This is a genomic window from Synergistaceae bacterium DZ-S4 (assembly GCA_025943965.1).
Classification (GTDB): domain Bacteria; phylum Synergistota; class Synergistia; order Synergistales; family Synergistaceae; genus Caenicola; species Caenicola nitritireducens.
This window is the reverse complement of record JAPCWD010000012.1, coordinates 1-23,923: the sequence shown is the minus strand read 5'-3', so window position 1 is coordinate 23,923 and position 23,923 is coordinate 1. Positions and strand designations below refer to the sequence as shown.

Below are 23,923 nucleotides of genomic sequence, written 5' to 3'. Positions count from 1 at the left end.
TTTCTTAAATTAACGGCGGGATCCTTATTAGAATATTTCTTTGGCCGTCACTGCCTTGTCAAACCAGTCTCTGCCCTCCACCATTCTGGTGACCAGCATCGCTGAGCATGTGTCGCCGGTCGCGTTGACCATCGTGGCAGCAGGGTCTACCAGGAAGCCTATCGTTGCGATTATCGGGAATGCTTCGGGCGGGAATCCGTACAGGCTCACGATCAGCATTTCTCCCACCAGTCCGCCTCCGGGGATGCCCGAGAGAACGACTCCGGAAAGCACTGCCACCGCGACTGCGGTTGTCATCGTTCCCACTCCGGTGAACGGAATGTTGAAGATGCCGAAGAGGAACGCTATCTTGAGGATACCGCTGAGGCAGGAACCTTCCATGTGGGCAGTGGCTCCGATGGGAAGCACGATCTCCGCTATGTCCTTGGGAATGCCGATATTATGCGCCGCTACGAGGTTGACCGGCAGCGTGGCGTTGCTGCTCTGGGTACCAAGGGCAGTTATGGAGGGAGTTATGATGTGCTTCCAGAAGGTGGCCACTCCCTTGCCCTCTGTTGCGAGCCAGGAATAGACCGTGAATGCCACAAAGAAATATCCGAAGGTGGCAATGTGGTAAATTATCATTGAGCGCAGGTAGGCGCCCAGCAGGTTGGGGCCGTAGTCTCCAACCAGCGTTGCAAAGTAGGCGCCGAGTCCGATCGGTGCATAGTACATGAGATATTTGACCATCTGCAGCATCGCATCGGCAAATACCGCTATCCCGCGTCCCACGGCCCTGCCTCTCTCACCAAGCGTCTGCAGGCAGAAGCCGAAGAAGATCGTGAAGAGGATCAGCGGAAGCATGGCGCGCCTTGACAGAAGCAGCGAGAAGTCTTCCACGGTAAAGGCCTTCACTATCTGGTCTGCCGTCCTGAGAGCCTGGAAGTCTTCCGGTGCCTGGAGCTGGATGTTCGTTCCTGCAGCAGGAGGGAAGAATGTGACTGTAACAAGCATGAGGAGCGCAGCTATGGCTCCTGTAACGAGGAAGACGATAACCAGAGATTTCATGACTTTGCCGAGTCTTTCCATTGAGGACATGTTGGCGACGGCGCTGCAGATCGTTGAGAAGACCAGCGGTACTACTACCATGAACATTGCATTGATAAAGACATCTCCAAGAGGCTTGAATACCAGCGCGTCTTTCCCCATCACCGCTCCGACAATACAGCCTATGACGATCGCTGTGAGAAGTATGATAGGGAACCGGTAGGCTTTCCAGAGACTGTTTGATCCTGATGCCATGTTTACCTCTCCTTCCTTTTCTGCTTTGTCTGTAACTGTTGAAAGTATAAAACATACATTCCGATGTTAAAAGAGGCGGCCTGATATTAAATCATTTTTGTCACAAATTGACCATACCATTATAAACAATAAGGAGGAAAAATGAAAAAAGCTGTCCGTGAAAAATCAGGTAAACAAGGATAAAAGATGCCCTGTGTTCTCTGCAATCAGTTGCGCAATATTATACACTCTTTCTCCCGGATCGTTGCGCTGACTTAAGGTCAGAAAAGGGTCTCTTTTCCCATAAGCAACTTTACCTTTCTTAGTATCAGAGTCCTCTCCTTCTCTTCTATGGTGCCGTGGACCTGGTATACTACTGAACTGTCTGCGTCGATCAGGGCGAAATTAGCATCGCTCCTCACAAAAGAAAAGTCGTTGCGCATTTTGCCGTCCCAGTCACCGTAGACTGTATGGCCGGCCTTTTCCGATTCCATGACAAGCGAGTCCTTCCACTTTCCCAGAAAGAGTCGTGATGCGCCTGAACAGTCCACGACGGGGAGGACGAAGAGCAGTGCCTTCTCGTTATCGGGCAGCTGATTTCTGAATTTTTCCAGCTCATCCTTAAGAGCCCTGTTCCTGTCCTTTGTCTCGCGGGTCTCGTAAAAGCAGAGCACGATCTTACCGGAGATATCTTCAAGGGTCAGCGCGCTTCCGTCTCCCGAGGCTATCCGAAAAGGGGCGGCCCTCTGTGCTCCCTCCGAGGCCGTTGTTAAGGAGGATGCCAGGGCCATCAGAAATATGAGGCATATGATAAAGGATCTTCTGTACATTTAATACGACCTCCTATTATGCTGCTTCAGGGCGCCAAAGGCCCCCTGCCTTCTATATTGTATTTTAAAAAAAGAAATATGGGGATATGCAGAAAAGGATATTTGTATCAGGCCGACAGATCAGAGGCAGGGTAAAGAAAAAAGCGTCCCGGAAAATCCTGGGACGCTTATGCTATCGATGGTGCCGGAGACGAGAATTGAACTCGTACGGGTTTCCCCACACGCCCCTCAAACGTGCGTGTCTACCATTTCCACCACCCCGGCACTCGGGACTTAGAAATTATACGTAGCATCTCCTCTTTCGTCAAGTCTCTATTTGAAAAAAGAAAGGCCTGCTGTTCATGAAAATTTCGGTCTCTGCCGATAAAAAAAGATCGGAGGCACCCTGAGGCGTCTCCGACATGTTTTAAGGGGCTTAATTGCCGTATTCCCGGCGTTCCTTGATACGGGCTGCTTTTCCGCTGAGTTTGCGCAGATAGTAAAGCTTTGCCCTGCGGACCTTACCCTTGCGTACGATCTCTACCTTATCAACGCTGGGGCAGTGTACGGGGAATATTCTTTCGACTCCTATCCCGCCGGACATCTTCCTTACGATGAAGTTCTCGCGAAGTCCGCCGTGTTGGCGTCCTATCACTACGCCTTCGAAGATCTGTATACGTTCACGGTTGCCTTCCTTGACTTTGACGTGGACTTTTACCGTGTCGCCGGGGCGGAACTCTGAAAGGCTCTCGTCCGCCTTTGAGAATTTCTTCTCAATGAGTGCTATTCTTGGATCGATCATGAGGTTTTTCCCTCCCTGTCATGTTTTGGATTTTGTCGTTTTAATAATTTCAGGGCCTTCCGGCCTCTCTGCGGAGAATGATCCTGCTTCATCTCCAGCCAAAAAATCTGTCAAGCGTTATGCTTACCGCACTTCGTACCGATAGGTGGTTCCAGCTGTCCGTTCCTCCCGCGATGGGTGTCATCACCGAGTCTGCCTCTTTAAGGACATCCTCGTGAAGTCCCCATCCCGTTCCGAATATGAAAACCGGCGGGAGATCCTCCTCCAGTATCCTGCGCTTCAGCGAGAGCCAGTGTACGGCTCCCTCGGCCGGTTTTGCGGTGGTCGCGATCGTGAAGGGTTTTGCCTTTTCCCTTTCACTTACCAACTTGAGCGCTCTGTTCACGGAGGCGAAGATCTTAAGCGTGGAGAAAGCCTCGCTCCTGTCAGGGTTGTAGGTCGAGCCCCATCCTTCAGTCCAGTGGGCCGCGATCTTCTTGGCCATATCCCTCTGCTGTGCAAGCGGGGTGACCAGAAGGTACTTCTTTATGCCGTAGGTGCGGCACGCCCTCGCGATGTCGTGCAGATCCATTCCGGTAATGGCAGTAGAAGATCTGTCTCCTCTTTTGTCGAGGACAGGGTAGTGGACTTCCATCACATAAGCCCCTCTTGACATCCAGGGTATTATCCCTGCGCGCCCGACTATGTCGGGCCTTCTTCTGAGGGTCCTCTCCACTGCCTGCCTTCTGCGCCACTTCTTTATGGCCTTTTCGTCTCCGCTGAGCAGTATCTCCGGCACCTTTTGCCCTTCCCACTCGGAAGGCCTGGTGTAGTGGGGCGTGTCAAGCATGCCGCCGAAGAAGGAATCCTCCCTGACAGCTTCCGACTTGCCGACCACTCCGGGGATCAGCCTCGAAACGGCATCCACTATCGCCATTGCGGGCATCTCTCCGCCGGTGAGCACAAAATCACCTATTGATATTTCAAGGTCCACGTTCTTTTCTACGAATCTTTCGTCAACGCCTTCATAATGACCGCAGAATATCACAATGTGCTCTTTTCTCGACAGGTCTTCGACAAGCTCCTGATGGAGCCTGGTTCCCTGGGGGGATGGATACACCACGAAGGGCGCTCCCTCTCCCTTAAGGCTTTTCAGGGCCTTTTGGAGCGGCTCGGCCATCAGGACCATACCGCCGCTTCCGTACGAGTAATCGTCGATCTGCCTGTAGGAGCCCTCTGCGAAATCCCTGATGTCCAGGACTTCGACTTCAAGCTTTCCCTTTGCTATCCCGCGTCCGAGGACGCTCGCGCCGAGATAGGCGCGTATAAGGTCAGGGAATGCCGTTATTATGGTTATTCTCATCTCAGTCCCAGAGGCCCTCCGGTACGGTCACCAGCATTATGCCCGCTTCGGTGTCCACACTTCTTATTGCTTCTGCAAGAGCGGGGATGGGTTTCAGCTGTCCCTCCGCCGTCCTTACAAGATAGACATCGTTGCTTCCGGTCCGGATCACTTCTTCAAGGATCCCGAGTTCCTTTTCTGAGGCGGTGTCAAGCACCCTGATGCCTATGATATCGTCGATCCAGTATTCATCTTCGGAAAGCTCTGTGCGTTCATCTTTCGATACCGTAATGACGCTTCCCTTGAAAGCTTCAGCCGCGGTCCTGTCAGTGACATCTGAGATCTGAAGGAATAAAGTATCCTTGCCCTCATATGGAACTATTTTTTTGACACTGACAGTCCGGTTCGGTACGCCCGGTTTTTCCAGGGTGAGTTTTTTCATTTTGAAAAAACGTTCGGGATGATCGGTCAGGGGGAGTATCAGCATAGTTCCGCCGACTCCGTGTACCCCGACTATCTTGCCGATGGCCACCCTTTCTTCCGGCCGTGCCTCACTCTTCTTCGACATCTACATCGACCTTTTCACCGGATTTGACCGACGCGGCCTTGGCTACGTGGCGGATGGCGTTGATGGTGGATCCCTTCTTGCCAATTACCCTGCCTATGTCGTCCTCGGCCACCCGTATGGTCAGCAGGATGGCTCCGGAGTCGCTCCGATCTTCTCTGATCTTGACCTCGTCAGGTTTTGTTACAAGCCTGCGAACTATCAGGTCTACCAGTTCAATGTAATCAGGCATAACTATCGACCGCCCTATTCTGCTGCCGGAGCATCAAAGACCCCGGCCTTTTTGAGCAGTATCTTGGCTGTGTCGGAAGGGGAAGCCCCGTTCTTCAGCCAAAAAGCCGCACGCTCTACGTCCACTTTTACCTCTGCAGGATCTGTCAGAGGATTGTAGGTCCCGAGTATCTCTATGAAGCGGCCGTCTCTTGGAGAATGAGAATCGGCTACCACCAGGCGATAGAAAGGAGCCTTCTTTTTCCCGTGACGGGAAAGACGGATACGAACTGCCATTTGCGCAAACACCTCCTGTTTGTAGGGTTCCTCGGTGATTTGATTTTCACTTCCTGTACGTTATATGGGTGAAAATCAAATGACTGAGAAACCCAAAGTTATCTTTTTGAAATCGGAAACCCGATAAAAAGCTCGTTTGTAGATTGTGCAAAGACGGCTGAGCTATTGCTTAGCCATGTCCTAAAAACTACTGCTTGCCCGCCCTTACAGGCGGCTCTTACTTAAAAAATCCCCTCCGGCCTCTGCCGAAGCCGCCCATTCCGCCCATGCCGGGGGGCATCTTAAAGCCTTTGCCGCCGGCGGCCATCTTGCCTATGCCCTTCATCATGCTCTTCATCTGTTCGAACTGCGCCAGGACCTGGTTGACCATCTGGACTGTAGTGCCTGAACCCTCGGCTATCCTTCTGCGGCGGCTTCCCTTTATGATCTCCGGGTTCCGTCGCTCCCTGATCGTCATCGAGAGGATGATCGCCTCAGTCTGCTTCATCCTTTTCGGGTCTATGTTCGCATCCTTGAGAGCCTTGCTTCCTCCCGGGATCGGGAGCATTTCCAGCACCTTTTCGAGTGGTCCCATCTTCTGTATCTGCTGAAGCTGGAGAAGCATGTCCTCCATGGTGAACCTGTTTTTTTTCAGGCTCTCCGTCATCCTGTTTATGTCAGCCTCTGAGGTCGCGGACTGTACCTTTTCAAGGAGTCCCTCGATGTCGCCCATCCCAATGATGCGCTGTGCAATGCGTTTGGCGTCGAAGACCTCCAGGTCCTCGGTCTTCTCGCCGCAGCCCGCGAGTTTTATCGGTACGCCGGTGCTGGCACGGACTGCCAGAGCAGGACCTCCCCTTGCGTCGCCGTCAAGCTTGGTAAGTACGACACCGGTCAGGCCGAGGCGCCTGTGGAATGTCTCAGCTACGTTTACGGCCTCCTGGCCTGTCATGGAATCGACCACGAGCAGTATCTCGGTGGGGGGCACCGCAGCTTTCATCGTTTCGAGCTCGGTCATCAGCTCGTCGTCCATCTGGAGGCGTCCTGCGGTGTCCAGGATGATCATGTCGCAGAGATGGTCCTCCGCGTATTTGCGGGATCTGGACGCAACCCTTACTGGATCTGTCTCTCCGGGCTCAGGTCCCCAAAAGTGGATATTTGATTTTTCGGCGAGCACTCTCAGCTGGTCCACGGCCGCCGGTCGACGGAGGTCGCACGCAACTACGAGAGGCTTATGGCTCTTCGCCATCCTCTTGGCGATCTTTACCGCTGTCGTCGTCTTTCCGGATCCCTGAAGACCGACCATCATGTAGATCGTCGGGGGCTTGGGCGATATTGCGAGCGGGACCGGAGCTTCGCCCATTATCCTGACCAGTTCCTCGTATACTATCGTGAATATCAGCTGCGCCGGGGTAACGGAATCCAACACCGTCCTTCCAGTCGCCCTGACCTTTATGGCTTCGACAACGTCCTTTACGACCTTGTAGTTTACGTCCGCTTCGAGCAGTGCCCGTCGGACCTCTCTCAGAGCCTCGTTTATGTCTTCCGGAGTGAGCTTGCCTTTCCCTCTCAGCCCGGCGAAGATGTTTTCAAACCGTTCCTTTAATGAATCAAACATTATTTTCCCCTTACGCTTCCAGCAATTTTTTCATATTCCTGTAGAAGTCTTCCGGCAGCCGGTCCCTGGCTTCATCAAGCATACGCCGGACCTCTTCGAGTTTGCTCTCTTTATCAAGCAGGCCGAGAGCATTTTCCGCGTTTTCCATGTGCTCTCTTGCCCTTGTTATGAGATCGTGGACTCCCTGTCTGGAGACTTTCAGCGATTCGGCCGCCTCAGCCAGCGAGAGGTCCCCGAGAAGGACCATTTCGCAGGCGAGCCTCTGTTTCTCTGTTATCAGAGATCCGTAGAGATCAAGCAGATGTCCGTCCCTTATGCGCTGAAAAAGCGGATCCGTATCCTGCAAAATATCCCTCCTGCTTCCTTGAACCAGAGAATTATACTCAGCAGCCTCATGCCTGTCAAGTAAAATTACTTGACAGGCATGAGGTTCTCTCTGCGAATAAAAAAAGGAGCCCCGAAGGGCTCCTTCCGTATTGCGGCTAAATTACTTCGTCATCTTTATCTGTCCGTATTTCTCAGGGACCTCGACAGATGCGGCGTTCATGAATCCCTTGCCGAAGATGTAGGTATCCTGATAGACAAGCAGATGGTTTTTGCTTGTCACGCCCGTACCGAGGTCTGTATAGTAGTTCCCGTTCCACTTGGCTCCCGGCGTGTACTCGCCGTAGCAGGCCATCAGGTCGTCCTTGCTGTCAAGCTTCGCTGTTCCTTCAACTATCCTCTTGCCGAACTCTGCAAGTGCAACGCTGTTGGTGTAGCCGTACGAGAAGGCCCATGTCCCCATGCGGCCCGCCGCGCCTGCATCAGAAACTGCCTTTTCGACCTTTTCAAGGATGACCGGCCAGTTTCCTGCTTCAGCTGCAAGGTCGATGCCGAATGCTCCCGGATAACCCATAAGGGGTGAGGGAAGGTCGGCTTCGATGAAGAATCCGCCGTTTGCGGCAAGCTGCTTGAGAAGCGGTTCTGTGTGGGCGTCGTTCGTGCAGAAAAACGCGGTGTTCTTTCCGTACTTGCTTACCCATGCCGGTGTCTTTTCAAGGATGAACTGCTGCGCGCCCGCCACGCCTACATCGCTGGTCGGGTCGGGAGCTGTCTCAAATACAAACTTCATGCCGAGGTCTTTGCAGGCCTGCTCCATGATGAGGCGGCGCCTTCCGAGTGTTTCGTAGCTCATGTGACGGGGGAAGGATATGTGGACGAATGTGTCGCATCCGAGTTCCTTGGCTGTGTGGATGATCAGATAGCCGCGGGAGACGAAATCTGCGTTGATCGTAAGGTCTGCGACAGATGAGATAACGTTCGGGTCTTCGTGGGCTTCGCCCGCGAAGCAGAGTATGTCAGGGCGTTTTTCCTTGATGCGGCGGAAACCTTCAGCAGTTCCGGGAATCGCCTGGTTGACTACCACGACCTTCATATCGGGGTCGTCTGCAAGTCCCGCGATCTGGGCGATCGTCGTCTCCATCTCTGACATGAAGTTGTCGGGATAGGTAAGATGCTTGATCATTCCGCCGGTGGATACATCGCCGTACTTCTGGATGGCGAGCTCAGCTCCGCGAAGGTCATCTTCGCTCTGGGAGACCGTACCTGTGACTATGCCAATGTGGAACGCTGCCTTTGCCGCTTCCTGCTTTGCCGGTTCCTGTGCCTGCTCTGCAGGTTTCTGCGCCGACTGGATCATGAAGAAGCCCAGCGCGAGCACAACAACTACACCGATGATCATCAAAGTTTTCTTTGACATGAACTCATCCTCCTTGAAATGATTGAACAAAGTACTTTTGCCGCCCTATGGAAACCGTTTTGTCCTGCCGCAGCAGGACCCGCTGAATTCTATAAACTGAATTCTATAATCAGTTCACTGTGATGTCAATTGATCACAGCTTTACACTGTCATTCTTCCTCCGGATCATAGAGGCAGTATAATGACTGGGTACCCGCTTCTCCAAGCCCCCCTTCCGAAATCTCCTCGTACAGTTCCCTTGTCAGGGTGAGGGCGGGCAGGTCCAGTCCTATTTCATCGGCTGCCTCCTCGGCAAGTTTCATGTCCTTTATGTAATGTTTTACGAAAAATCCAGGGTCAAAGTCGCAGTCCAGTATCCTGGGGCCGTAGTTCGTGAGGCTCCAGCTGCCCGCGGCCCCTCCTGATATCGCTTCAAGGACCTCTCTCCGGTCCAGGCCGCAGCCCTTTGCGAAGGCCAGCCCTTCGCACATTCCCGTCATAGTTCCCGCAAGGGTGATCTGGTTCACCAGCTTAGTGTACTGTCCGCACCCGGCCTTACCCATGTGTTTTATGTTTGTCCCCATCAGTCTGAAGTAGGGGAGGGCGCGTTCGAAGTCTTCCTTTTCTCCGCCTGCAAGGATGGTGAGCTTTGCCTCTCTTGCCCCCCTGTCGCCTCCCGTTACGGGGGCGTCCAGTACGGATATGCCCCTCTTCCTGCCGGCTTCCCATATCCCGGCCGCCAGTTTCGGGCTGGAGGTCGTCATGTCCACCAAAAGCGAACCTTCCGCAGCGGACTCGATCAGCCCCTTTTTGCCGAGGTATATTTCCTCGACGTCCTTCGGATATCCGACTATCGTGAAAATGACATTGCATTTCGCTGCCACTGCTGCGGGGGAGTCCTCCCAGACTGCTCCCGCTTCGACAAGTTTATCGGACTTGGTCTTCGTCCTGTTGTAGACATGGACCTCGTTGCCGGCCGCAAGCAGGTGGCCCGCCATGCTCGATCCCATTACCCCGGTCCCGATGAATCCTAAAATCGTTTTGTCCCTCATTATGATCCGCTCCGATTTCTTCAAAAAAGTGGTTGATCCGGCGGGATCTGCAGCTTAGACCCTTTATTATGATACTACCTTACATGTTTATATTCCACACATAGTATAAAAATTGACGGTCGCTGCCGGTTAGGCGTACAATTCAAGTAACCAATATCCCGTATAAGTTTATATTTGTGACCTGTAAGTACTATAATGACCTGAGTACTCTTTTCTGTCCCATATCAGAGATGCACTCTTGGATAATGTTGTTAGAAAAAGGCTTTTCTGTTATATATAGAAGCAAATGTTTATTTAGTGTTAAGAAAATGAGGTGAAGCGGATGCCCGAAGGAGTACCACTCCTGAAGATGGAGAACATCGGCAAAGAATTCTTCGGAAACAGAGTCCTCTCAGATGTCAGTTTTTCACTGATGCCGGGAGAAATAATGGGCCTGGTCGGTGAAAACGGAGCAGGCAAATCGACCCTGATGAACATCCTCTTCGGCATGTCGGTGATCCAGGAGACCGGCGGATACGAAGGGAAGATATTGATCGACGGGGAAGAGAAATCGTTCAGGGACCCCTTTGACGCGCTTGAAGCGGGGATAGGGATGGTCCACCAGGAATTTTCACTTATACCGGGATTCACTGCTACAGAGAACATCCTCCTTAACAGGGAATCAATGAAATACAACCCGCTTGTGGAGGTCTTCGGAGACAGGTTCAAGACACTTGACAGGCAGGACATGCAGAAAAGGGCTGAAAGGGCCATAGATACCCTCGGAGTGGCACTTGCCCACGACACCCTCATCAGCGAAATGCCCGTCGGACACAAACAGTTCACAGAGATAGCGCGGGAGATAGACAGGCAGAAGACAAGGCTCCTCGTCCTCGACGAGCCGACGGCAGTCCTTGCCGAATCGGAGGCTACGGTGCTGATAGATGCCCTAAAGAAGCTTGCTGCCCAGGGCATTTCCATAATATTCATCTCCCACAGGCTCCAGGAGATCATCGACCTATGCGACAAGCTTGTCGTTCTGAGGGACGGAAGAGTCATCCAGGAGGCCAAGACGGAGGAGACGAGTGTAAGGCAGATCGCGAGCTGGATGGTCGGCAGACAGATTTCAGGTGAACCATGTGCAGACGAAGAAAAAGAGAGAAAGTGCGGAGATGTCATCCTCAGAACAGAGCACCTATGGGTGGACATGCCCGGTGAGACAGTGAGAGATGTTTCCATAGAAGTCCGCCGGGGCGAGATATTCGGCCTCGGAGGACTTGCAGGCCAGGGCAAGGTTGGCATTTCAAACGGGATAATGGGCCTCTATATTTCCGGAGGCAAGGTCTTTGTAAGGGACAAGGAGATAAAGCTCAACGATCCCAGCGCCTCCCTCAACGAGGGAATGGCTTTCGTATCCGAGGACCGGAGGGGAGTGGGGCTGCTCCTTGAGGAGGGCATAGACTGGAACATTACCTTCACGGCGATGCAGGTCCAGGAGAAGTTCATCACAAAACTCCTCGGCGGGCTGGTCAAGTGGCGCGATGACAAGGCAGTTACAAAATGCACGGAAGATTTCATTAAGGCGCTGGAGATCCGTTGCACGGGACCTAAACAGAGGGCGGTCGAACTCTCCGGAGGAAACCAGCAGAAGGTATGTCTTGCAAAGGCCTTCGCAGTTGCGCCTGAGATACTCTTTGTCTCGGAACCTACGCGCGGAATAGATGTCGGAGCTAAAAAACTCGTTCTTGACACGCTTAGGAGAGTCAACGAAGAAACAGGGACGACAATAATAATGACTTCTTCGGAACTCGAAGAACTCAGGTGTACATGCGACAGGATAGCGATCATCAACGAGGGAAGGGTCTCGGGCATACTGCCGGCAAATTCTCCGGCAGAAGAGTTTGGGCTCCTTATGCTCGGACACGTCGGGGAAGGGCTCATCGAACCTGTCTCCGCAGGGAACGGCAGGTGCTGATCATGAAAGAAAAACTGCAGTTGTTCATTGAAAACGCGGGATGGCCCAGGATAATAATAGGGCTCTTCCTGCTCTCGCTCTTCATAGCGGCTCCCTTCGTGGGGGTCCGCCTGGACGCATCGCTCTCCGACACCCTGGTGCGGGTCGGGATGAACGGGGTGCTAGTCCTTGCGATGGTCCCGATGGTCCAGTCGGGATGCGGACTCAACTTCGGACTTCCGCTCGGGATAATCGCGGGACTTCTAGGAGCCGTGACCTCCATCCAGATAGGCGTTAAGGGAAGCATTGGCTTCCTCATCGCGATGGTGATAGCGGTCCCGCTTGCTGTGGTTTTCGGCTGGATGTACGGACAGCTGCTGAACAGGGTCAAGGGAGACGAGATGATGATAGCCACCTACGTTGGTTTCTCATCCGTTGCTCTCATGTGCATGGCGTGGCTCCTCCTTCCTTACACCAGCCCGACGATGATATGGGGCTACGGAGGCTCCGGGCTCAGGACCACGATAAGCGTCGAGGGCTTCTGGCTCAATGCGCTCAGCAAGCATCTCCACATACAGATAGGACAGTTCTTCTACGTCCCGATAGGGATGTACCTCTTCTTCGGGTTTATGGTCTTCCTGGTCTGGGGATTCTTCCGGACAAAAACAGGCACTGCCATAACGGCAGTTGGCTCCAACCCTGAATTTGCAAGGGCATCCGGGATCGACGTAGACAAAATGCGCACGATCTCGGTGATCCTCTCAACAGCACTGGGCGCCATAGGGATACTCGTATACGAGCAGAGCTTCGGTTTCGTCCAGCTCTATATGGGCCCATTCTACATGGCCTTCCCGGCGGTCGCCGCGATACTCCTCGGCGGAGCTTCGGTCAACAAGGCCTCGATGATGAACGTCCTCGTCGGTACGTTCCTCTTCCAGGGTATACTCACGATGACGCCCTCGGTGATCAACAGCGTCATGCAGACAGACATGTCTGAGGTCATAAGGATCATAGTCAGCAACGGAATGATCCTGTACGCCCTCACCAGGAAAGTGATGGTGAAGAGATAATGGCGGACAAAAACAAAGGCTCGATGAGCCTCAAAAATATACTTGCCAACAACGCCGTCCCCATAATCTTCATCGGGCTCTCAGTGATAGCGATACCCATCTCCGGCTTCTCGGCGAGCTACCTGATACAGGAGATGCTGACAAGGCTTGCAAGGAACTCCTTCCTCGTCCTCTCCCTCCTTATACCTATACTGGCGGGAATGGGGCTGAACTTCGGAATGGTGCTCGGCGCCATGGCCGGGCAGATCGGCCTGATATTCGTGACGGACTGGGCAGTGACCGGCGTCTACGGGATGGCACTCGCAGCACTGATCGGGACCCCGATAGCGGTCGTCCTCGGGTACATATGCGGAGCCGTGCTCAACAAGGCCAAGGGCAGGGAGATGGTCACATCGTACATCCTGGGATTCTTCGTCAACGGAGTCTACCAGCTGATAGTCCTCTATACGATGGGCAGGGTCATCCCGATAACCAACCCGCAGCTTGTCCTTTCGAGGGGGTACGGCATCAGGAACGCCATTAACCTTACCGGGGTCAGGCACGTACTTGACAACCTGATCCCCTTCAGGATCTCCGGCATCGACATACCGCTTGCGACGTTCATTTTCATAGGTATGTTCTGCCTCTTCATAGTCTGGTTCAGGAAGACGAAGATCGGACAGGACATGAGGGCGCTCGGACAGGACATGAAGGTCGCCGAGGAGGCGGGCATACCCGTCGAAAGGACGAGGATAATCGCGATACTCATCTCGACGATCCTTGCCTGCTACGGACAGATAATATTCCTTCAGAACATCGGCACCATGAACACATACAACAGCCACGAGCAGGCAGGCATGTTCGCCATCGCCGCCATCCTCATCGGCGGAGCCTCGGTCAGCAGGGCCACGATCACGAACGTCTTTGTCGGGGTCATCCTCTTCCACCTCATGTTCGTAGTATCTCCGATGGCGGGCAAGGAGCTCATCGGACAGGCCCAGCTTGGCGAGTACTTCAGGGTATTCGTTTCCTACGGGATAATCGCGCTTGCGCTCGTCCTCCACGCATGGAGAAGGATGAGGGCAAAAGCGGAGGCCCGCAGGAGCCTGCGGGGGGAGGAGTAGGCCATGAACAACGGATCCGTCAATAAGAAGAGACTGGTGATAAGGCTTGTCCTTTTGGCCCTGCTCGTCGTTTTATGTTTCCTCCTCTATTATTACGGAAAGCAGCACGAGATCCTTCTCGACAACAAAACGGCCGAGATCGGCGGACAAACTTATGAGGCCGCGGAGCTTGTCAGGATAACCATCAACGGCGATGCGTCGAAACCGACGGTACTCAATGCCAAAGAGAGGACCCTGGTCAAGGTCACCGGTCCCAGGCATACGATAAAAGTGGAGATAGTTGATAAAGTTGCGGACAGGGTCATCAAAACTGAGGAAAGAGTCTTCAACTTCGGAAAGACCTCCTCTTTGATGATATCGATCCCGGCAGTTGCGGAAAAAGCACAGGATGTATATCTTCCCCTGCCCGGGACCATGGTCCAGGCTCCGGCTCCTGCACCCGAAACATCACCGGCTACGGAGACGACGGAGACAGAAGGAGCCCCCGGGGCGGAAATGGAGGCCCCTTCGCTCTCAGACTGAACTGTTTCAACAGCAAAGAGACATAAAAAAGGCCGCCCTTCGAAGGCGGCCTTTTTCCATCTGAGGGATCACTGTTTGACGTGGACGTTGAGATTGGGATATGTAAAAGCTATGCCGTTCTTCCTGAACAGATCATCCAGTCCGTTGAAAAGGTCCCAGTAGACGTCCCAGAATATGCTGTTGTCCGCCCAGGCCCTCACAACGTATTCGATGGAGCTCTCCTTGTAGTCGCTCACGGCGACAAAAGGAGCGGGATCCCTGTCGACCTGCGGATGGGCAGATATATAGTCCAGCAGGACCTTTCGCACCTTTTCCGGCGGGCATTCGTATGAGACGTTGATCTTAAGGTTGAACCTGCGCTTGTCTTCAGTGCTGTAGTTGGTGATCTTGCTGCTTGAAACGTCACTGTTCGGGATATAAATCATTATGTTTTCAATGGTCAGCATTTTTGTGTGTACGAAGCCTATCTCTTTTACAGTTCCGCCTGTGCCTCCGACTTCAACGTAATCGCCTACCTTGAAGGGCTTTATCGAAAGCAGCATCAGCCCCGAAAGGACATTCGAGAGCAGGTTCTGTATCGACAGCGAAATTGCAAGTCCAGCAACGCTCAGTATTGCCACAAGTGATGTGACCTGGATCCCGAGCGCACCGGCCACCACCATGAAGATGATGAAATGCAGCACCAGCCTTACCGCAGTATGGAAGAAGCTTTTCAGGGTCACATCGACGTTGGACCGGTTCAGTGCCCTATCGAGGAACGAGAGGATAAGCTTCGATATTATCAGTCCGCCGATAAGGTATATAAGGGCGGGCAGGAGCGTAGAGAGAGTTAGTTTCCCAAAGAACTGCGTCACGGCAGTAAAATCAAGGTCCATTCAGAAGGCCATCCTTTCAGGCTGCAATGTTTTGTTCATTTTAACATAAGGAAGGGCCGCGGAAACGAGCCGTCGGGGAATTTGCGGCTCCAGAAGCCGCGGAGAATTCGCGAACTAAGAATCATGTTCGCTGGAGAATTTGCTCGCTTCGCATCGCGGAGAATTGCCTGACTTAGTCAGGCGGGAACTGATTCCTAAAGACTTAAGGGCCAATTCACCGCAACACAAGCGATTATTAGGACCTGGTTTCTTCGCTCTTACGATAGTTTGACTACTGTTTGACAACGTTTGACGATCGTTTGACTGTATATACGATTGCTTAGCCATGTCCTGAAATCAACTGCCCATTGCTTGCCAACTGCTTGCCGTCTGACCTGTTCTCCGCCCCCAATGTTATAATCACGAATACAACCCTATATTTCGATATAACGTATGGTCGGCAGATTTCAAAGAGCCTGACATCCGCATGAAAGGGATGGGACAAATGGACATTGAGAAAATACTTCTGAAATACGATGAAATGATCGCAAAGGGAGAGCTGCGGGCTGCCGCCGGATACCTTGAAAAGAAGGCGGCCCAGTGCGGTGAAGAGGGTTACAGCACCTCCGCCATAACCATATTCAACGAACTCGAGGGCTTCTGGCGAGTTGCCGGAGAGAAGGAAAAGAGCTATGCGGCCGCAGAGGCGGCGCTCGCCCTCATCGCTACCTGTAAAATGGAGGGAAGCATCGGGCACGCTACCACGCTTCTCAACTATGCCACAGCCAAGACCGCCTTCGGAGAGGCTAAAGAGGCACTCGAGCTTTATGACCGGGTGGAGAAGATATACGACTGGCAGCTCCCCGAGGACGACTACCGGTATGCCGGGTTATACAACAACATGGCCCAGTCCCTGCTGCGCGTAAACGACGTGAAGACGGCGGGTGAATATTTTACAAAGTCGCTTGCACTGCTTGAGAATATGAAAAAAGTGGAGTCCGAGACCGCCACCTGTCATGCCAACCTCGCGATATGCCTGATGGCCCAGAAAAATTTGGAAGAAGCAGGGGAGAATCTCAAAAAGTCAGAGGAGCTCTTTGCTTCGCTTCCAGGAGACCCTCATGCGGACAGCATGCTTGCTACGCGGGGGCAGCTTGAGTACATGCTCGGCAATTATGCCGAGGCAGCGGGATATTACAGAAGAGCTGCTGAAAACATCGAAAAACGATTCGGACAAAACCCATACTACGCCCGCGCCTGCAGGAACTGCGCTAAGGCCCTCGAAGCTGCAGGGAACGGGGAAGAGGCAGAACGCTGGCAGCACCTTGCCGACATCGCGCTTGAGCGGAGGTAGTGCCTTGCAGGGGCTTGAACTCAGCCGAAAATTTTACAGAGAGTGCGCCGCTCCGGCGATAGCGGAGCGGTTCGGCGAACGGTCCTGCCGTGTGGCCGCCGGGCTTGCGGGGCAGGGATCCGACTGCCTCGGCTACGATGATGAGATCTCGCGGGATCACGACTTCGGCCCGGGCTGCTGCCTCTGGCTTACGGACGAGGACTTCTCAGCGTTTGGGCCGGAACTGCAGAAGCTCTACGACTCCCTTCCAAATGAATTCATGGGTTTTTCCCGCAATACAACGCCACAGGGTTCGCCCCGCATCGGAGTGATCCAAATAAGCCGTTTCTATGCACAGTTCACCGGATGCCCTGATGTCCCGCCAAACGACGTTTCATGGTTCCGCATACCGGAGCACTTCCTTGCCGCAGTCACAAGCGGGGAAGTTTTTTACGACGACCTTGGAGAATTCACAAGGATCCGCAAAGGTCTTCTTCCATGTTACCCAAAGGACGTGCTCTTAAAAAAGCTTGCCGCGCGAGTATTCGTCATGGGGCAGGCCGGGCAGTACAACTACGGAAGGATCATCAAGCGCGATGACGGCCCTGCCGCCATGCTGGCGCTTGATGAATTCGTCCGCGCCGCCCTTTCTGCAATACATCTCCTAAACAAACGCTACATTCCCTACTACAAATGGGCCTTCAGAAGCGCTCGTGCCCTGCCTCGCCTTGTGGAGGCCGTTCGGGAGCTCGACCTCCTCTATTCGTCTTCTGAGGCTGACCGGCAGGAGATCATTGAATCGATCTGCGGCCGCATCAGAGTTACCCTTCGGGATGACGGTCTCTCCTCCATCAGTGAATCCTTCCTTGTGCCACAGGCAGAAGAGATAATGAAGCGGATAGGGAGCGACTATCTCAAAAAACTCGGAGTATCGGTGGGATAAGAATGGAAAACATCATCGAGAGCATCATACGGATGGAATGGGAATTCTTCGACAAGGTCGAAAACGAAGGCGGACGCGCTTCCTGCCAGGACAATTGGGAGACCTTCAGCAAAATGCGCCGCAGCCAGTACATGGCATGGCCCGAGCCGCTCCTTGAAAGCTGGAAGGCAGACCTCGTCCGGGCCGGGGAAGAGGGGCGCAACCCCCTCACCGAGAAATACGGCTACATGATGTGCATCAGTGATCCGGAAGGCAACCGTGAGACAGCCCGCCGTCTTCCGCCCGTCTCACAGGAGAAAAAAGATGCTGTCCGCCGGATAGTCGACCGGCTGATCCCGCAGAACGAGACCTTCCGCGCGAAATATCCAAGAGTATCCGGCCGCGGCCGTCCTCTAAAGACATCCGAAGAATCCGCCGCCGGGTGGACCTCAATAGAGACCTACGAACTGGGCGAGCTCTGGACCTACTCGCAAAAGACCCTCGAACTCTTTGAGGTGAATCTTGACACCTTTAAAAAAGAAGGCAGAAGCTACCCCGAAACAGTAGTTGAATACGGCCTGAGGCTGAGAGGCTTCAAGGGCCTGGAAGAGGCGGAGGCTATCCTCGCGAAGAGGGGATAGGGCGGGCAGGGGCGTGCCCGCCCGGCGGCGATAGGCGATAGGCAAGCAGTCGTAAAGGCTGATAGGGATTACATCCGCCGGTGAATTTGCAGCTGAGAAACGCTGCTGGGAATTTGCTTGCTTTGCATCGCGGAGAATTGCGGCCAAAGGCCGCGGAGGTTCAAAAACATCGTCTTTCCGTTTTTTTATCGTCTCCCTCGAGTGCTCCAATCGGGGGGCCAGTGTCTCTGAATTAACTCTATCACAGGACTTAAGGACCCTAAAACCCAAACCGCTGGATCCCCGATTGAGGCATTCGGGGAAGACGGTGGTTTTAAATTCTTATTTAAAGTCTCAATTCACCGCCGGATGGGTCTTCCGGCAAATTCCCCGCGGCTTCAGACGCCGCGATCCTTCTCCGGAAACAGGGAACTTAAATCTCCCCGGGTCCATTCTTGCTTTAGCTGCTCATAGGAGACCGAATCGACAATTTCTATACCCATTTTGGCAAGGATCTCAGGCACGTGTTTCTGCCGTTCGATAAACACATGCAGCTGCTCTTCGCTCCAAGGCCTGCTTGAAAGCACCCGGCGCCCGGGAAGCTTTATCTTGTCTTCCGAAGAAAGTTTTATATCATTGAAATCTATCTCATTGATCAGGTCTTTATCCATAATTCTACCTCAACTCAAAAGCCTTTTCGAGGAAATCTTCGATATCTTCCTCGGCAGCTCTTTTTCGGAGATATTCCATATCAAGCTTTATTATATTGTTGCTTGAGATCATTACCCGGACCCATTCAAGATCCTTTGGAACATTCCACCATTTTGCGGCATTCAGCCTGTCAATGATTATCTCTTCGAGAGACGTAACGAGGACAAACTGTTCGCCGTATTTAAGCCTGTTGATCTTGCCGGGGGCAGGCCCGCTGACGAATTCCACAAGAAGGTCATATTCTTTTGAGTAGTACTGTTTCCCTATCTTTGAGAAACCATTTGCTTCCAGTATGCCAATGACTGTTGAAATGTCATCAAGGACAATGTCCATATCCACAGAGGCATAATTGCCTCCCGTATACAGCTGGACCGCGCTCCCTCCGACAAGGATCGGAAAGACAACACTTTTCGTCACCTTTATCTGCTCATTGAGCCATGCAAGAAAAAAGATCTTCTTTTCAATGTCGCTAAAATTCCGGGCCGAAATATCCTTAAGATTCATTGGCATACACCTCTCATGCCTTACATTATACAGCAGGGTAAGGCTTGGGCGGACAAGGACGTGCCCGCCCGGGAGTCGATCGCGAATCTATTGGAAATCAATGGGGTAAGACGGGGAAGTGCGTCTCGATGCTCGACGCGGGAAGTGGCGATTTTATCGCCGAGAAAAGCCGGCACAGCCGGCGGGAAGATGTTGTAGGATCTAAAAATAACCTAAAATCCCCGTCGTCCCGGTATGCCTTTGAGCCGGGATCCAGGTTTTAGTTTTAATTTTCTCTCTTTTTTCTCTGAATGTCTCCATAACGAACGAAGTCAAAGGCGTTGGACAAAAAAAACAATAGATCCCGGCTCAGAGGCATACCGGGAAGACGATAAAAGGCTTGGGTCTCTGGTTCTGACAACTGCTTGCCGATCGCCCGACAGATGCACTCTCCGCCCGCACCCTACCGGCCCACCCGGGAAAAGAAAAGTATATAATAGACGAACAGAGCACCGGGCCACTTATCCGCACGGACGGACTTTTTAGGAGGGAATGTAATGAAAAGCACAAAAAGCCTGAGCATAGGCACCCCCGGCAAAACACCTTTCAGCTTCAAGGCAAGGGGACAGGTCTCAGTTCAAATGCCCGCACCCTACATGACCGGCTTGATGCTCCTCTCGTTCACAGCCTTGTTTCTTTACCTCTATAAGAAGAAAACCCCGAAATAGCCGCGGTTTTTCAAACCGCAGTGAATTTGCAGCTGAGAAACGCTGCGGAGAATTCGCGACCTGAAGACCCGGTCGCTGGAGAATTTGCTCGTTTCGCATCGCGGTGAATTGCCTGACTTAGTCAGGCGGGAACTAATTCCTAAAGACTTACGGGCTAATTCTCCGCAACGCGAGCATCGCAAAGCGTTGCAAATTTACCACGAGCGTATTCCTCGTAAATTCCCCGATCCTGACCTTGGGTCCTACGATCGCTTAGCGAGTGCTCAGCAACTGCTTAGCTATCGCTATTGTTTAGCCATGTCCTGAGACCGACCGCTTGCCAATGCTTGCCTATCGCTTGCCAGGCCGGATGACCCTCCCGGCCTGCCGTTATCCTCGATCAATATCCCCTTGATCCTTTGCCCTTGTACTCTCTTAAAAGGAGACTAAGCGATTTTTGGGTGGGTTCGTAATGGTATTCATAAGATTCCCTGTAAACTCGGATGAGTTTTTTCAGGCGGAAATTCATGTCTTCGATATCGAATGCCTCCAGGTCAAGACTGTCAGAGTCGAGCCACTCGCAGAATTCCTCGTACTCTTCGCCCTTACCCTTTTTGAGGACCTTCGCAAGATTTTCAAGTCCTCCGACTCCGCCTACATCCTCAATAATGCCAAAGCCTTCACCCTCAAGTACGCGGGGTAAAAGTGCCAGAGATACCTCCTGTTTTTCGCATTTTTCAAGGGTCAGGTCTATTTCCCAGCCGTCACCATAGTCATATTCAAACATGGCTTTCCATCCCGGACGATCTGTCACATTACTCAGCTTTACCTTATTGGCCTCAAACAAGCGTTCATCATCCGAAACAAACATGTTTTCGTTCGGCAGTTCGTAACGGATGTTTTTAACAAATTCTTCCATTTCATCGATCTGGATCTTTTCAACAAATGAGTTGAATTTTTCTTCATCAGGGTAAACCGCCCTGAGATAAGTGAGGAAGTTTTCTTTTGAATTTTCTCTGAAGCAGAATAAGTGGCTTGCCTGCATTTCAAACATCAACATGATGGCGTATCCAAGTTCTGCCATTGTCTTTTCACCGTTGATCTCAAAGCGCCGCCAAATCTTTGGCTTGTGATCCCTGAGTTCCGCATAGAAGCTGTAAACATAATGTTGTGACATGACATCAAACCTCCGATCAGAGTTCAGTTGCCCGAATATATATCAGATAGTGCAATTATTGTTGTAATCAACGAAACCGTCAAATATTTATTACCGTAGAATTTGCCTGACTTTATCCGCCGAACGCTTACAACAGAGCCGCCACATTAAGGGCGGCTGCGTTAATTAGTGACTATCAAGACCATATCTTGTCCTTATCACGCCTCTATAAGCTCATGGGGCGTGCCTTTTCCTTCTATCAGCTGCTTAACAGATTCGAGCAGAACCCTCTGGTTCTCTTCACTGTAAAAGGGATCCTCAGCGACCGGCTGGAACGGAAGCTTCTTCCTGATCACAGTCTGCCTGTAAAAAAGCTTGATCGCCGACTGCGGGCTTAGCCCCATGCTTTTGAATACCGCTTCAGCTTCTTCTTTTAGATCCTCATCGATCCTATAACGGAGCATTGTTGACTCAGGCATGTTAACACCCTCTTTTTATAAATTTGAATTTTTGTGCTACATTTGAGACATAACCATAGCACTTTTGTACATATAGTCAGTCGCGGAGAATTTGTAGCTGAGAAACGCTGCGGAGAATTCGCCAGAGGCGTGGATGGAGAATTTGCGGCTTTGTTCATGCCGCGGTGAATTTGCAACGCATTGCGATGCTCGCGCTGCGGTGAATTTGCCGGAAGACCCATCCGGCGGTGAATTGGCTCATAAATCTTTAAAAATCAGTTCCCGCCTGACTAAGTCAGGCAATTCTCCGCGATGCGAAGCGAGCAAATTCTCCAGCGACCGGGTCCTCAGGTCGCGAATTCACCACGAGCGTATTCCTCGTAAATTCCCCGGCGTATGCAGTCTTCGCCCGCATTACGACCGCTCGTCATTTCTGAGTTGTATTTTTTATACGTACTCATTATTTATGTTTGACATGTCCCTGGAAGGAGTGTAAAATATACTTATCCCGACAGAGCGGAGGGGCACATTATTAATAAAAAGGAAATCGTCAAAATATTAAAGAAGGCCGGTTGGATAGAAACTGATCTGGGGAACGGAAGCCACATGGTTTTTATCCATCCTGTAACTAAAGGAAGAACGGTAGTCCCCAGCAACAAAGGCAAAGACATTCCTAAAGGAACATTGGCGGCAATAAGACGCCAGACCGGAATAGACGAAATCCGCTAAGAAAGGAGTGTTTTTACATGAATAAAAAAGACTTTGCTATTTACCCGGCAATTTTTGAATATGCGGAAGACGGTATAACGATCACTTTTCCGGACCTTCCGGGATGTATCTCATGCGCAGAATCTCAGGAAGAAGCTCTTTATATGGCGAAAGACGTTCTTGGGGTTTTCATCGCCGCGTGCGAATCTCTCGGAGACACAATTCCTGCTCCATCAAAAGGATCAGATATCAAAACGGAGCCCGGTCATGCAGTTTTTATGGTAGACGTTTGGCTTCCCATTTACAGGGAAGAAAAGCGGTCGGGCAGTGTTAAGAAAAATGTAACAATACCGGTATGGCTGAACTCACTCGCAGAAAAACAAAAACTGAATTTCTCACAGATCCTTCAGGCAGGCATCAAAGCTTCGCTGGGCATACAGGACAGATAAAGCAGATTTAAACGACAGAGCGAAGACAAAGGCAGGCGGAGATTCTTCTTGCCCGCCTTTGTTGTCTATCAATATCTACGACACCCAGTGGCCCAACCGGTAATATTTATTACCGGATAAAGCTAAAATCGAAAATAATATTTACCGGAGAATTGACCAATAAGTCTTGAAGACTGAATTCCTAGGCGGATGCACCCTCCGCCAGCATTTACGATCGCTTCACTATTGCTTCACCACAGCTTCACGCGACATGTTTGTCGCAGCTCCACAATTGTAAACATCGCTTGCCTGGCCCCATACACCTGCCCCTACTGTAAATTATGTAGGTCTGCCCCCTTGAGTTTCTTTGTTTTTTGTCCCAACCCAGCGACTCCCAAAGAATTTAGTCTCTGCCTGCCTTTGCCCCTCCCGTCATCCCGGTATGCAGTTGAGCCGGGAACCATTGGTTCTGAGCCTGCTCTATGACTTAATTTTCATGGCATGATAAATTGACTGGCACCTCGATCATTCTTGACATCACCCATTATTCAAAAGTAATCTTCTTTTACAGTGAGGCTGCTCGGAGCACCGGATGCCCTGTTGTAGGGCGGTACCGGTTAAACCGGACGGTTTTGGATTTTTACAACTTTTTGCTACACTTGGAAATGCAGTATTTAAACTTTTTCCACCAATATCTCTAAATTCCAAACACAAAAAAGTGGTCATTTCCAAAATGGAAACAACCACACGAACTTCAGACTATTCACATCAATATCACTCACAGCGCAGTAAAAACAGCAATCTTTATACTTTTACTTTTCAATAATAAAAGATACCAGTCAAAGTTAATTGTCAACTTGGGTACAATTTGTACCTCAGTAGAAATGATCGCAACTGATGGAAAAAAACGAAAGATACAAGAGAGACTGTACTTTCTGTTTTGCAGGATCGGCGATTTAGTCATGCAGACATAAGATTCGACGCGGATATGGAAGCAAAAGTTTAACCGGCAAAAATATTGAAAAGATACCGGGAATTCAGTATTTGTGAATTGTGTAGGGCCGAGATCATTGCTGCAGATTATCCTTGATAGCTGTGTGATGCCTCGATACATTAATTTACAAGTATACTTAAATAATATATAATATAAGTACGTTTGTAAAAGAGGTGATAATCGTGGATCATCCTGAAAAGCTGAAAAAACTAATTCAGAAGCAACACGGGACAGTTCTAAGTTCGGATCTTGATAGAAATGAGATCCCCAGAGTTTACCTGCGGAAGA

The 23,923-nt window shown here is 51.6% G+C and carries 25 protein-coding genes and 1 tRNA gene; 9 read left to right on the top strand and 17 right to left on the bottom strand.

All coding sequences use genetic code 11. The annotated features are described in order from the left end of the window. Positions 1 to 27: 27 nt before the first annotated feature. The 12 genes from OLM33_08175 to OLM33_08120 form a co-directional block, all read right to left on the bottom strand. Complete coding sequence (locus tag OLM33_08175; GenBank protein ID MCW1713633.1) at positions 28 to 1,281, bottom strand: dicarboxylate/amino acid:cation symporter; 1,254 nt, start codon at positions 1,279 to 1,281, stop codon at positions 28 to 30. Between the two features lie 260 nt (positions 1,282 to 1,541). Then, on the bottom strand, positions 1,542 to 2,090 hold the full coding sequence (locus OLM33_08170; protein MCW1713632.1) for a hypothetical protein: 549 nt from the start codon (positions 2,088 to 2,090) through the stop codon (positions 1,542 to 1,544). A gap of 179 nt (positions 2,091 to 2,269) precedes the next feature. Further along, positions 2,270 to 2,354: transfer RNA gene (locus OLM33_08165), tRNA-Leu, on the bottom strand. A 151-nt stretch (positions 2,355 to 2,505) separates the two neighbouring features. Then, on the bottom strand, positions 2,506 to 2,871 hold the full coding sequence (rplS, locus tag OLM33_08160; protein MCW1713631.1) for a 50S ribosomal protein L19: 366 nt from the start codon (positions 2,869 to 2,871) through the stop codon (positions 2,506 to 2,508). A gap of 88 nt (positions 2,872 to 2,959) precedes the next feature. After that, on the bottom strand, positions 2,960 to 4,213 hold the full coding sequence (gene trmD, locus OLM33_08155; protein MCW1713630.1) for a tRNA (guanosine(37)-N1)-methyltransferase TrmD: 1,254 nt from the start codon (positions 4,211 to 4,213) through the stop codon (positions 2,960 to 2,962). A gap of 1 nt (position 4,214) precedes the next feature. Continuing rightward, positions 4,215 to 4,760, bottom strand: a complete 546-nt coding sequence (gene rimM / locus OLM33_08150) for a ribosome maturation factor RimM (protein MCW1713629.1) — start codon at positions 4,758 to 4,760, stop codon at positions 4,215 to 4,217. Continuing rightward, complete coding sequence (locus OLM33_08145) at positions 4,744 to 4,989, bottom strand: KH domain-containing protein (GenBank protein ID MCW1713628.1); 246 nt, start codon at positions 4,987 to 4,989, stop codon at positions 4,744 to 4,746. The genes rimM and OLM33_08145 overlap by 17 nt, the downstream gene beginning before the upstream one ends. 14 nt (positions 4,990 to 5,003) lie before the next feature. After that, positions 5,004 to 5,264 carry a 30S ribosomal protein S16 gene (gene rpsP, locus OLM33_08140; GenBank protein ID MCW1713627.1) on the bottom strand — a complete coding sequence of 87 codons (261 nt, stop codon included), beginning with the start codon at positions 5,262 to 5,264 and terminating at the stop codon, positions 5,004 to 5,006. A gap of 217 nt (positions 5,265 to 5,481) precedes the next feature. After that, positions 5,482 to 6,861, bottom strand: a complete 1,380-nt coding sequence (gene ffh, locus OLM33_08135; GenBank protein MCW1713626.1) for a signal recognition particle protein — start codon at positions 6,859 to 6,861, stop codon at positions 5,482 to 5,484. Between the two features lie 10 nt (positions 6,862 to 6,871). After that, on the bottom strand, positions 6,872 to 7,207 hold the full coding sequence (locus OLM33_08130) for a DNA-binding protein (protein MCW1713625.1): 336 nt from the start codon (positions 7,205 to 7,207) through the stop codon (positions 6,872 to 6,874). Between the two features lie 141 nt (positions 7,208 to 7,348). Next, the gene (locus tag OLM33_08125) at positions 7,349 to 8,602 is read right to left on the bottom strand and encodes a DUF3798 domain-containing protein (protein MCW1713624.1); all 1,254 of its coding nucleotides are present in this window, start codon (positions 8,600 to 8,602) and stop codon (positions 7,349 to 7,351) included. 149 nt (positions 8,603 to 8,751) lie between these two features. Beyond that, on the bottom strand, positions 8,752 to 9,633 hold the full coding sequence (locus OLM33_08120) for an NAD(P)-dependent oxidoreductase (GenBank protein ID MCW1713623.1): 882 nt from the start codon (positions 9,631 to 9,633) through the stop codon (positions 8,752 to 8,754). 322 nt (positions 9,634 to 9,955) lie between these two features. Between OLM33_08120 and OLM33_08115 the strand changes: the two genes are divergently transcribed. Genes OLM33_08115 through OLM33_08100 form a run of 4 tightly spaced genes read left to right on the top strand, consistent with a single transcriptional unit; the run spans position 9,956 to position 14,261 of the window. Further along, entirely contained in the window at positions 9,956 to 11,587 is a 1,632-nt protein-coding gene (locus tag OLM33_08115; GenBank protein ID MCW1713622.1) for a sugar ABC transporter ATP-binding protein, read from the top strand. Between the two features lie 2 nt (positions 11,588 to 11,589). Further along, the gene (locus OLM33_08110) at positions 11,590 to 12,636 is read left to right on the top strand and encodes an ABC transporter permease (protein ID MCW1713621.1); all 1,047 of its coding nucleotides are present in this window, start codon (positions 11,590 to 11,592) and stop codon (positions 12,634 to 12,636) included. After that, complete coding sequence (locus tag OLM33_08105) at positions 12,636 to 13,739, top strand: ABC transporter permease (GenBank protein ID MCW1713620.1); 1,104 nt, start codon at positions 12,636 to 12,638, stop codon at positions 13,737 to 13,739. The genes OLM33_08110 and OLM33_08105 overlap by 1 nt, the downstream gene beginning before the upstream one ends. A 3-nt stretch (positions 13,740 to 13,742) precedes the next feature. Next, positions 13,743 to 14,261 carry a hypothetical protein gene (locus OLM33_08100; protein MCW1713619.1) on the top strand — a complete coding sequence of 173 codons (519 nt, stop codon included), beginning with the start codon at positions 13,743 to 13,745 and terminating at the stop codon, positions 14,259 to 14,261. 68 nt (positions 14,262 to 14,329) lie between these two features. Here OLM33_08100 and OLM33_08095 read toward each other — a convergent pair whose 3' ends face one another. Beyond that, positions 14,330 to 15,136 carry a mechanosensitive ion channel gene (locus OLM33_08095; GenBank protein MCW1713618.1) on the bottom strand — a complete coding sequence of 269 codons (807 nt, stop codon included), beginning with the start codon at positions 15,134 to 15,136 and terminating at the stop codon, positions 14,330 to 14,332. 484 nt (positions 15,137 to 15,620) lie between these two features. Here OLM33_08095 and OLM33_08090 point away from each other — a divergent pair, with 484 nt between their 5' ends. Genes OLM33_08090 through OLM33_08080 form a run of 3 tightly spaced genes read left to right on the top strand, consistent with a single transcriptional unit; the run spans position 15,621 to position 18,011 of the window. Next, positions 15,621 to 16,469: a tetratricopeptide repeat protein gene (locus OLM33_08090; GenBank protein MCW1713617.1), complete on the top strand. Its 849-nt coding sequence runs from the start codon at positions 15,621 to 15,623 to the stop codon at positions 16,467 to 16,469. Between the two features lie 4 nt (positions 16,470 to 16,473). Beyond that, positions 16,474 to 17,391, top strand: a complete 918-nt coding sequence (locus OLM33_08085; GenBank protein MCW1713616.1) for a DUF4037 domain-containing protein — start codon at positions 16,474 to 16,476, stop codon at positions 17,389 to 17,391. Positions 17,392 to 17,393: 2 nt separating this feature from the next. Beyond that, on the top strand, positions 17,394 to 18,011 hold the full coding sequence (locus tag OLM33_08080) for a DUF4125 family protein (GenBank protein MCW1713615.1): 618 nt from the start codon (positions 17,394 to 17,396) through the stop codon (positions 18,009 to 18,011). A 377-nt stretch (positions 18,012 to 18,388) separates the two neighbouring features. On the opposite strand, the gene OLM33_08075 is transcribed toward OLM33_08080, so the two are convergent. Beyond that, the gene (locus OLM33_08075) at positions 18,389 to 18,661 is read right to left on the bottom strand and encodes a hypothetical protein (protein ID MCW1713614.1); all 273 of its coding nucleotides are present in this window, start codon (positions 18,659 to 18,661) and stop codon (positions 18,389 to 18,391) included. A gap of 4 nt (positions 18,662 to 18,665) precedes the next feature. Then, entirely contained in the window at positions 18,666 to 19,205 is a 540-nt protein-coding gene (locus OLM33_08070) for a hypothetical protein (protein MCW1713613.1), read from the bottom strand. A gap of 536 nt (positions 19,206 to 19,741) precedes the next feature. Between OLM33_08070 and OLM33_08065 the strand changes: the two genes are divergently transcribed. Further along, positions 19,742 to 19,912, top strand: a complete 171-nt coding sequence (locus OLM33_08065; GenBank protein MCW1713612.1) for a hypothetical protein — start codon at positions 19,742 to 19,744, stop codon at positions 19,910 to 19,912. Positions 19,913 to 20,291: 379 nt separating this feature from the next. Here the strand turns inward: OLM33_08065 and OLM33_08060 are convergent, their stop codons facing one another. Both OLM33_08060 and OLM33_08055 read right to left on the bottom strand, forming a co-directional pair. Next, positions 20,292 to 21,068: a plasmid pRiA4b ORF-3 family protein gene (locus tag OLM33_08060; GenBank protein ID MCW1713611.1), complete on the bottom strand. Its 777-nt coding sequence runs from the start codon at positions 21,066 to 21,068 to the stop codon at positions 20,292 to 20,294. A 197-nt stretch (positions 21,069 to 21,265) separates the two neighbouring features. Continuing rightward, a complete protein-coding gene (locus OLM33_08055) occupies positions 21,266 to 21,526 on the bottom strand; it encodes a type II toxin-antitoxin system RelB/DinJ family antitoxin (GenBank protein ID MCW1713610.1) in 261 nt (86 codons plus the stop codon). Between the two features lie 725 nt (positions 21,527 to 22,251). On the opposite strand from OLM33_08055, the gene OLM33_08050 reads away from it, so the two are divergent. Then, positions 22,252 to 22,662 (top strand): type II toxin-antitoxin system HicB family antitoxin, encoded by a 411-nt coding sequence (locus OLM33_08050; protein MCW1713609.1) that lies wholly within the window; start codon positions 22,252 to 22,254, stop codon positions 22,660 to 22,662. Positions 22,663 to 23,923: the final 1,261 nt, after the last annotated feature.

What these genes read in the sequence shown, in the direction of transcription:
- OLM33_08125 (MCW1713624.1), bottom strand. Translation starts at nt 8,602, where the DNA reads ATGTCAAAGAAAACTTTGATGATCATCGGTGTAGTTGTTGTGCTCGCG.
- OLM33_08055 (MCW1713610.1), bottom strand. Translation starts at nt 21,526, where the DNA reads ATGCCTGAGTCAACAATGCTCCGTTATAGGATCGATGAGGATCTAAAA.
- OLM33_08175 (MCW1713633.1), bottom strand. Translation starts at nt 1,281, where the DNA reads ATGGCATCAGGATCAAACAGTCTCTGGAAAGCCTACCGGTTCCCTATC.
- OLM33_08075 (MCW1713614.1), bottom strand. Translation starts at nt 18,661, where the DNA reads ATGGATAAAGACCTGATCAATGAGATAGATTTCAATGATATAAAACTT.
- OLM33_08145 (MCW1713628.1), bottom strand. Translation starts at nt 4,989, where the DNA reads ATGCCTGATTACATTGAACTGGTAGACCTGATAGTTCGCAGGCTTGTA.
- OLM33_08115 (MCW1713622.1), top strand. Translation starts at nt 9,956, where the DNA reads ATGCCCGAAGGAGTACCACTCCTGAAGATGGAGAACATCGGCAAAGAA.
- OLM33_08120 (MCW1713623.1), bottom strand. Translation starts at nt 9,633, where the DNA reads ATGAGGGACAAAACGATTTTAGGATTCATCGGGACCGGGGTAATGGGA.
- rplS (MCW1713631.1), bottom strand. Translation starts at nt 2,871, where the DNA reads ATGATCGATCCAAGAATAGCACTCATTGAGAAGAAATTCTCAAAGGCG.
- OLM33_08060 (MCW1713611.1), bottom strand. Translation starts at nt 21,068, where the DNA reads ATGTCACAACATTATGTTTACAGCTTCTATGCGGAACTCAGGGATCAC.
- OLM33_08170 (MCW1713632.1), bottom strand. Translation starts at nt 2,090, where the DNA reads ATGTACAGAAGATCCTTTATCATATGCCTCATATTTCTGATGGCCCTG.
- ffh (MCW1713626.1), bottom strand. Translation starts at nt 6,861, where the DNA reads ATGTTTGATTCATTAAAGGAACGGTTTGAAAACATCTTCGCCGGGCTG.
- OLM33_08070 (MCW1713613.1), bottom strand. Translation starts at nt 19,205, where the DNA reads ATGAATCTTAAGGATATTTCGGCCCGGAATTTTAGCGACATTGAAAAG.
- OLM33_08095 (MCW1713618.1), bottom strand. Translation starts at nt 15,136, where the DNA reads ATGGACCTTGATTTTACTGCCGTGACGCAGTTCTTTGGGAAACTAACT.
- trmD (MCW1713630.1), bottom strand. Translation starts at nt 4,213, where the DNA reads ATGAGAATAACCATAATAACGGCATTCCCTGACCTTATACGCGCCTAT.
- OLM33_08105 (MCW1713620.1), top strand. Translation starts at nt 12,636, where the DNA reads ATGGCGGACAAAAACAAAGGCTCGATGAGCCTCAAAAATATACTTGCC.
- OLM33_08100 (MCW1713619.1), top strand. Translation starts at nt 13,743, where the DNA reads ATGAACAACGGATCCGTCAATAAGAAGAGACTGGTGATAAGGCTTGTC.
- OLM33_08110 (MCW1713621.1), top strand. Translation starts at nt 11,590, where the DNA reads ATGAAAGAAAAACTGCAGTTGTTCATTGAAAACGCGGGATGGCCCAGG.
- OLM33_08050 (MCW1713609.1), top strand. Translation starts at nt 22,252, where the DNA reads ATGAATAAAAAAGACTTTGCTATTTACCCGGCAATTTTTGAATATGCG.
- OLM33_08080 (MCW1713615.1), top strand. Translation starts at nt 17,394, where the DNA reads ATGGAAAACATCATCGAGAGCATCATACGGATGGAATGGGAATTCTTC.
- rimM (MCW1713629.1), bottom strand. Translation starts at nt 4,760, where the DNA reads ATGTCGAAGAAGAGTGAGGCACGGCCGGAAGAAAGGGTGGCCATCGGC.
- OLM33_08065 (MCW1713612.1), top strand. Translation starts at nt 19,742, where the DNA reads ATGAAAAGCACAAAAAGCCTGAGCATAGGCACCCCCGGCAAAACACCT.
- rpsP (MCW1713627.1), bottom strand. Translation starts at nt 5,264, where the DNA reads ATGGCAGTTCGTATCCGTCTTTCCCGTCACGGGAAAAAGAAGGCTCCT.
- OLM33_08090 (MCW1713617.1), top strand. Translation starts at nt 15,621, where the DNA reads ATGGACATTGAGAAAATACTTCTGAAATACGATGAAATGATCGCAAAG.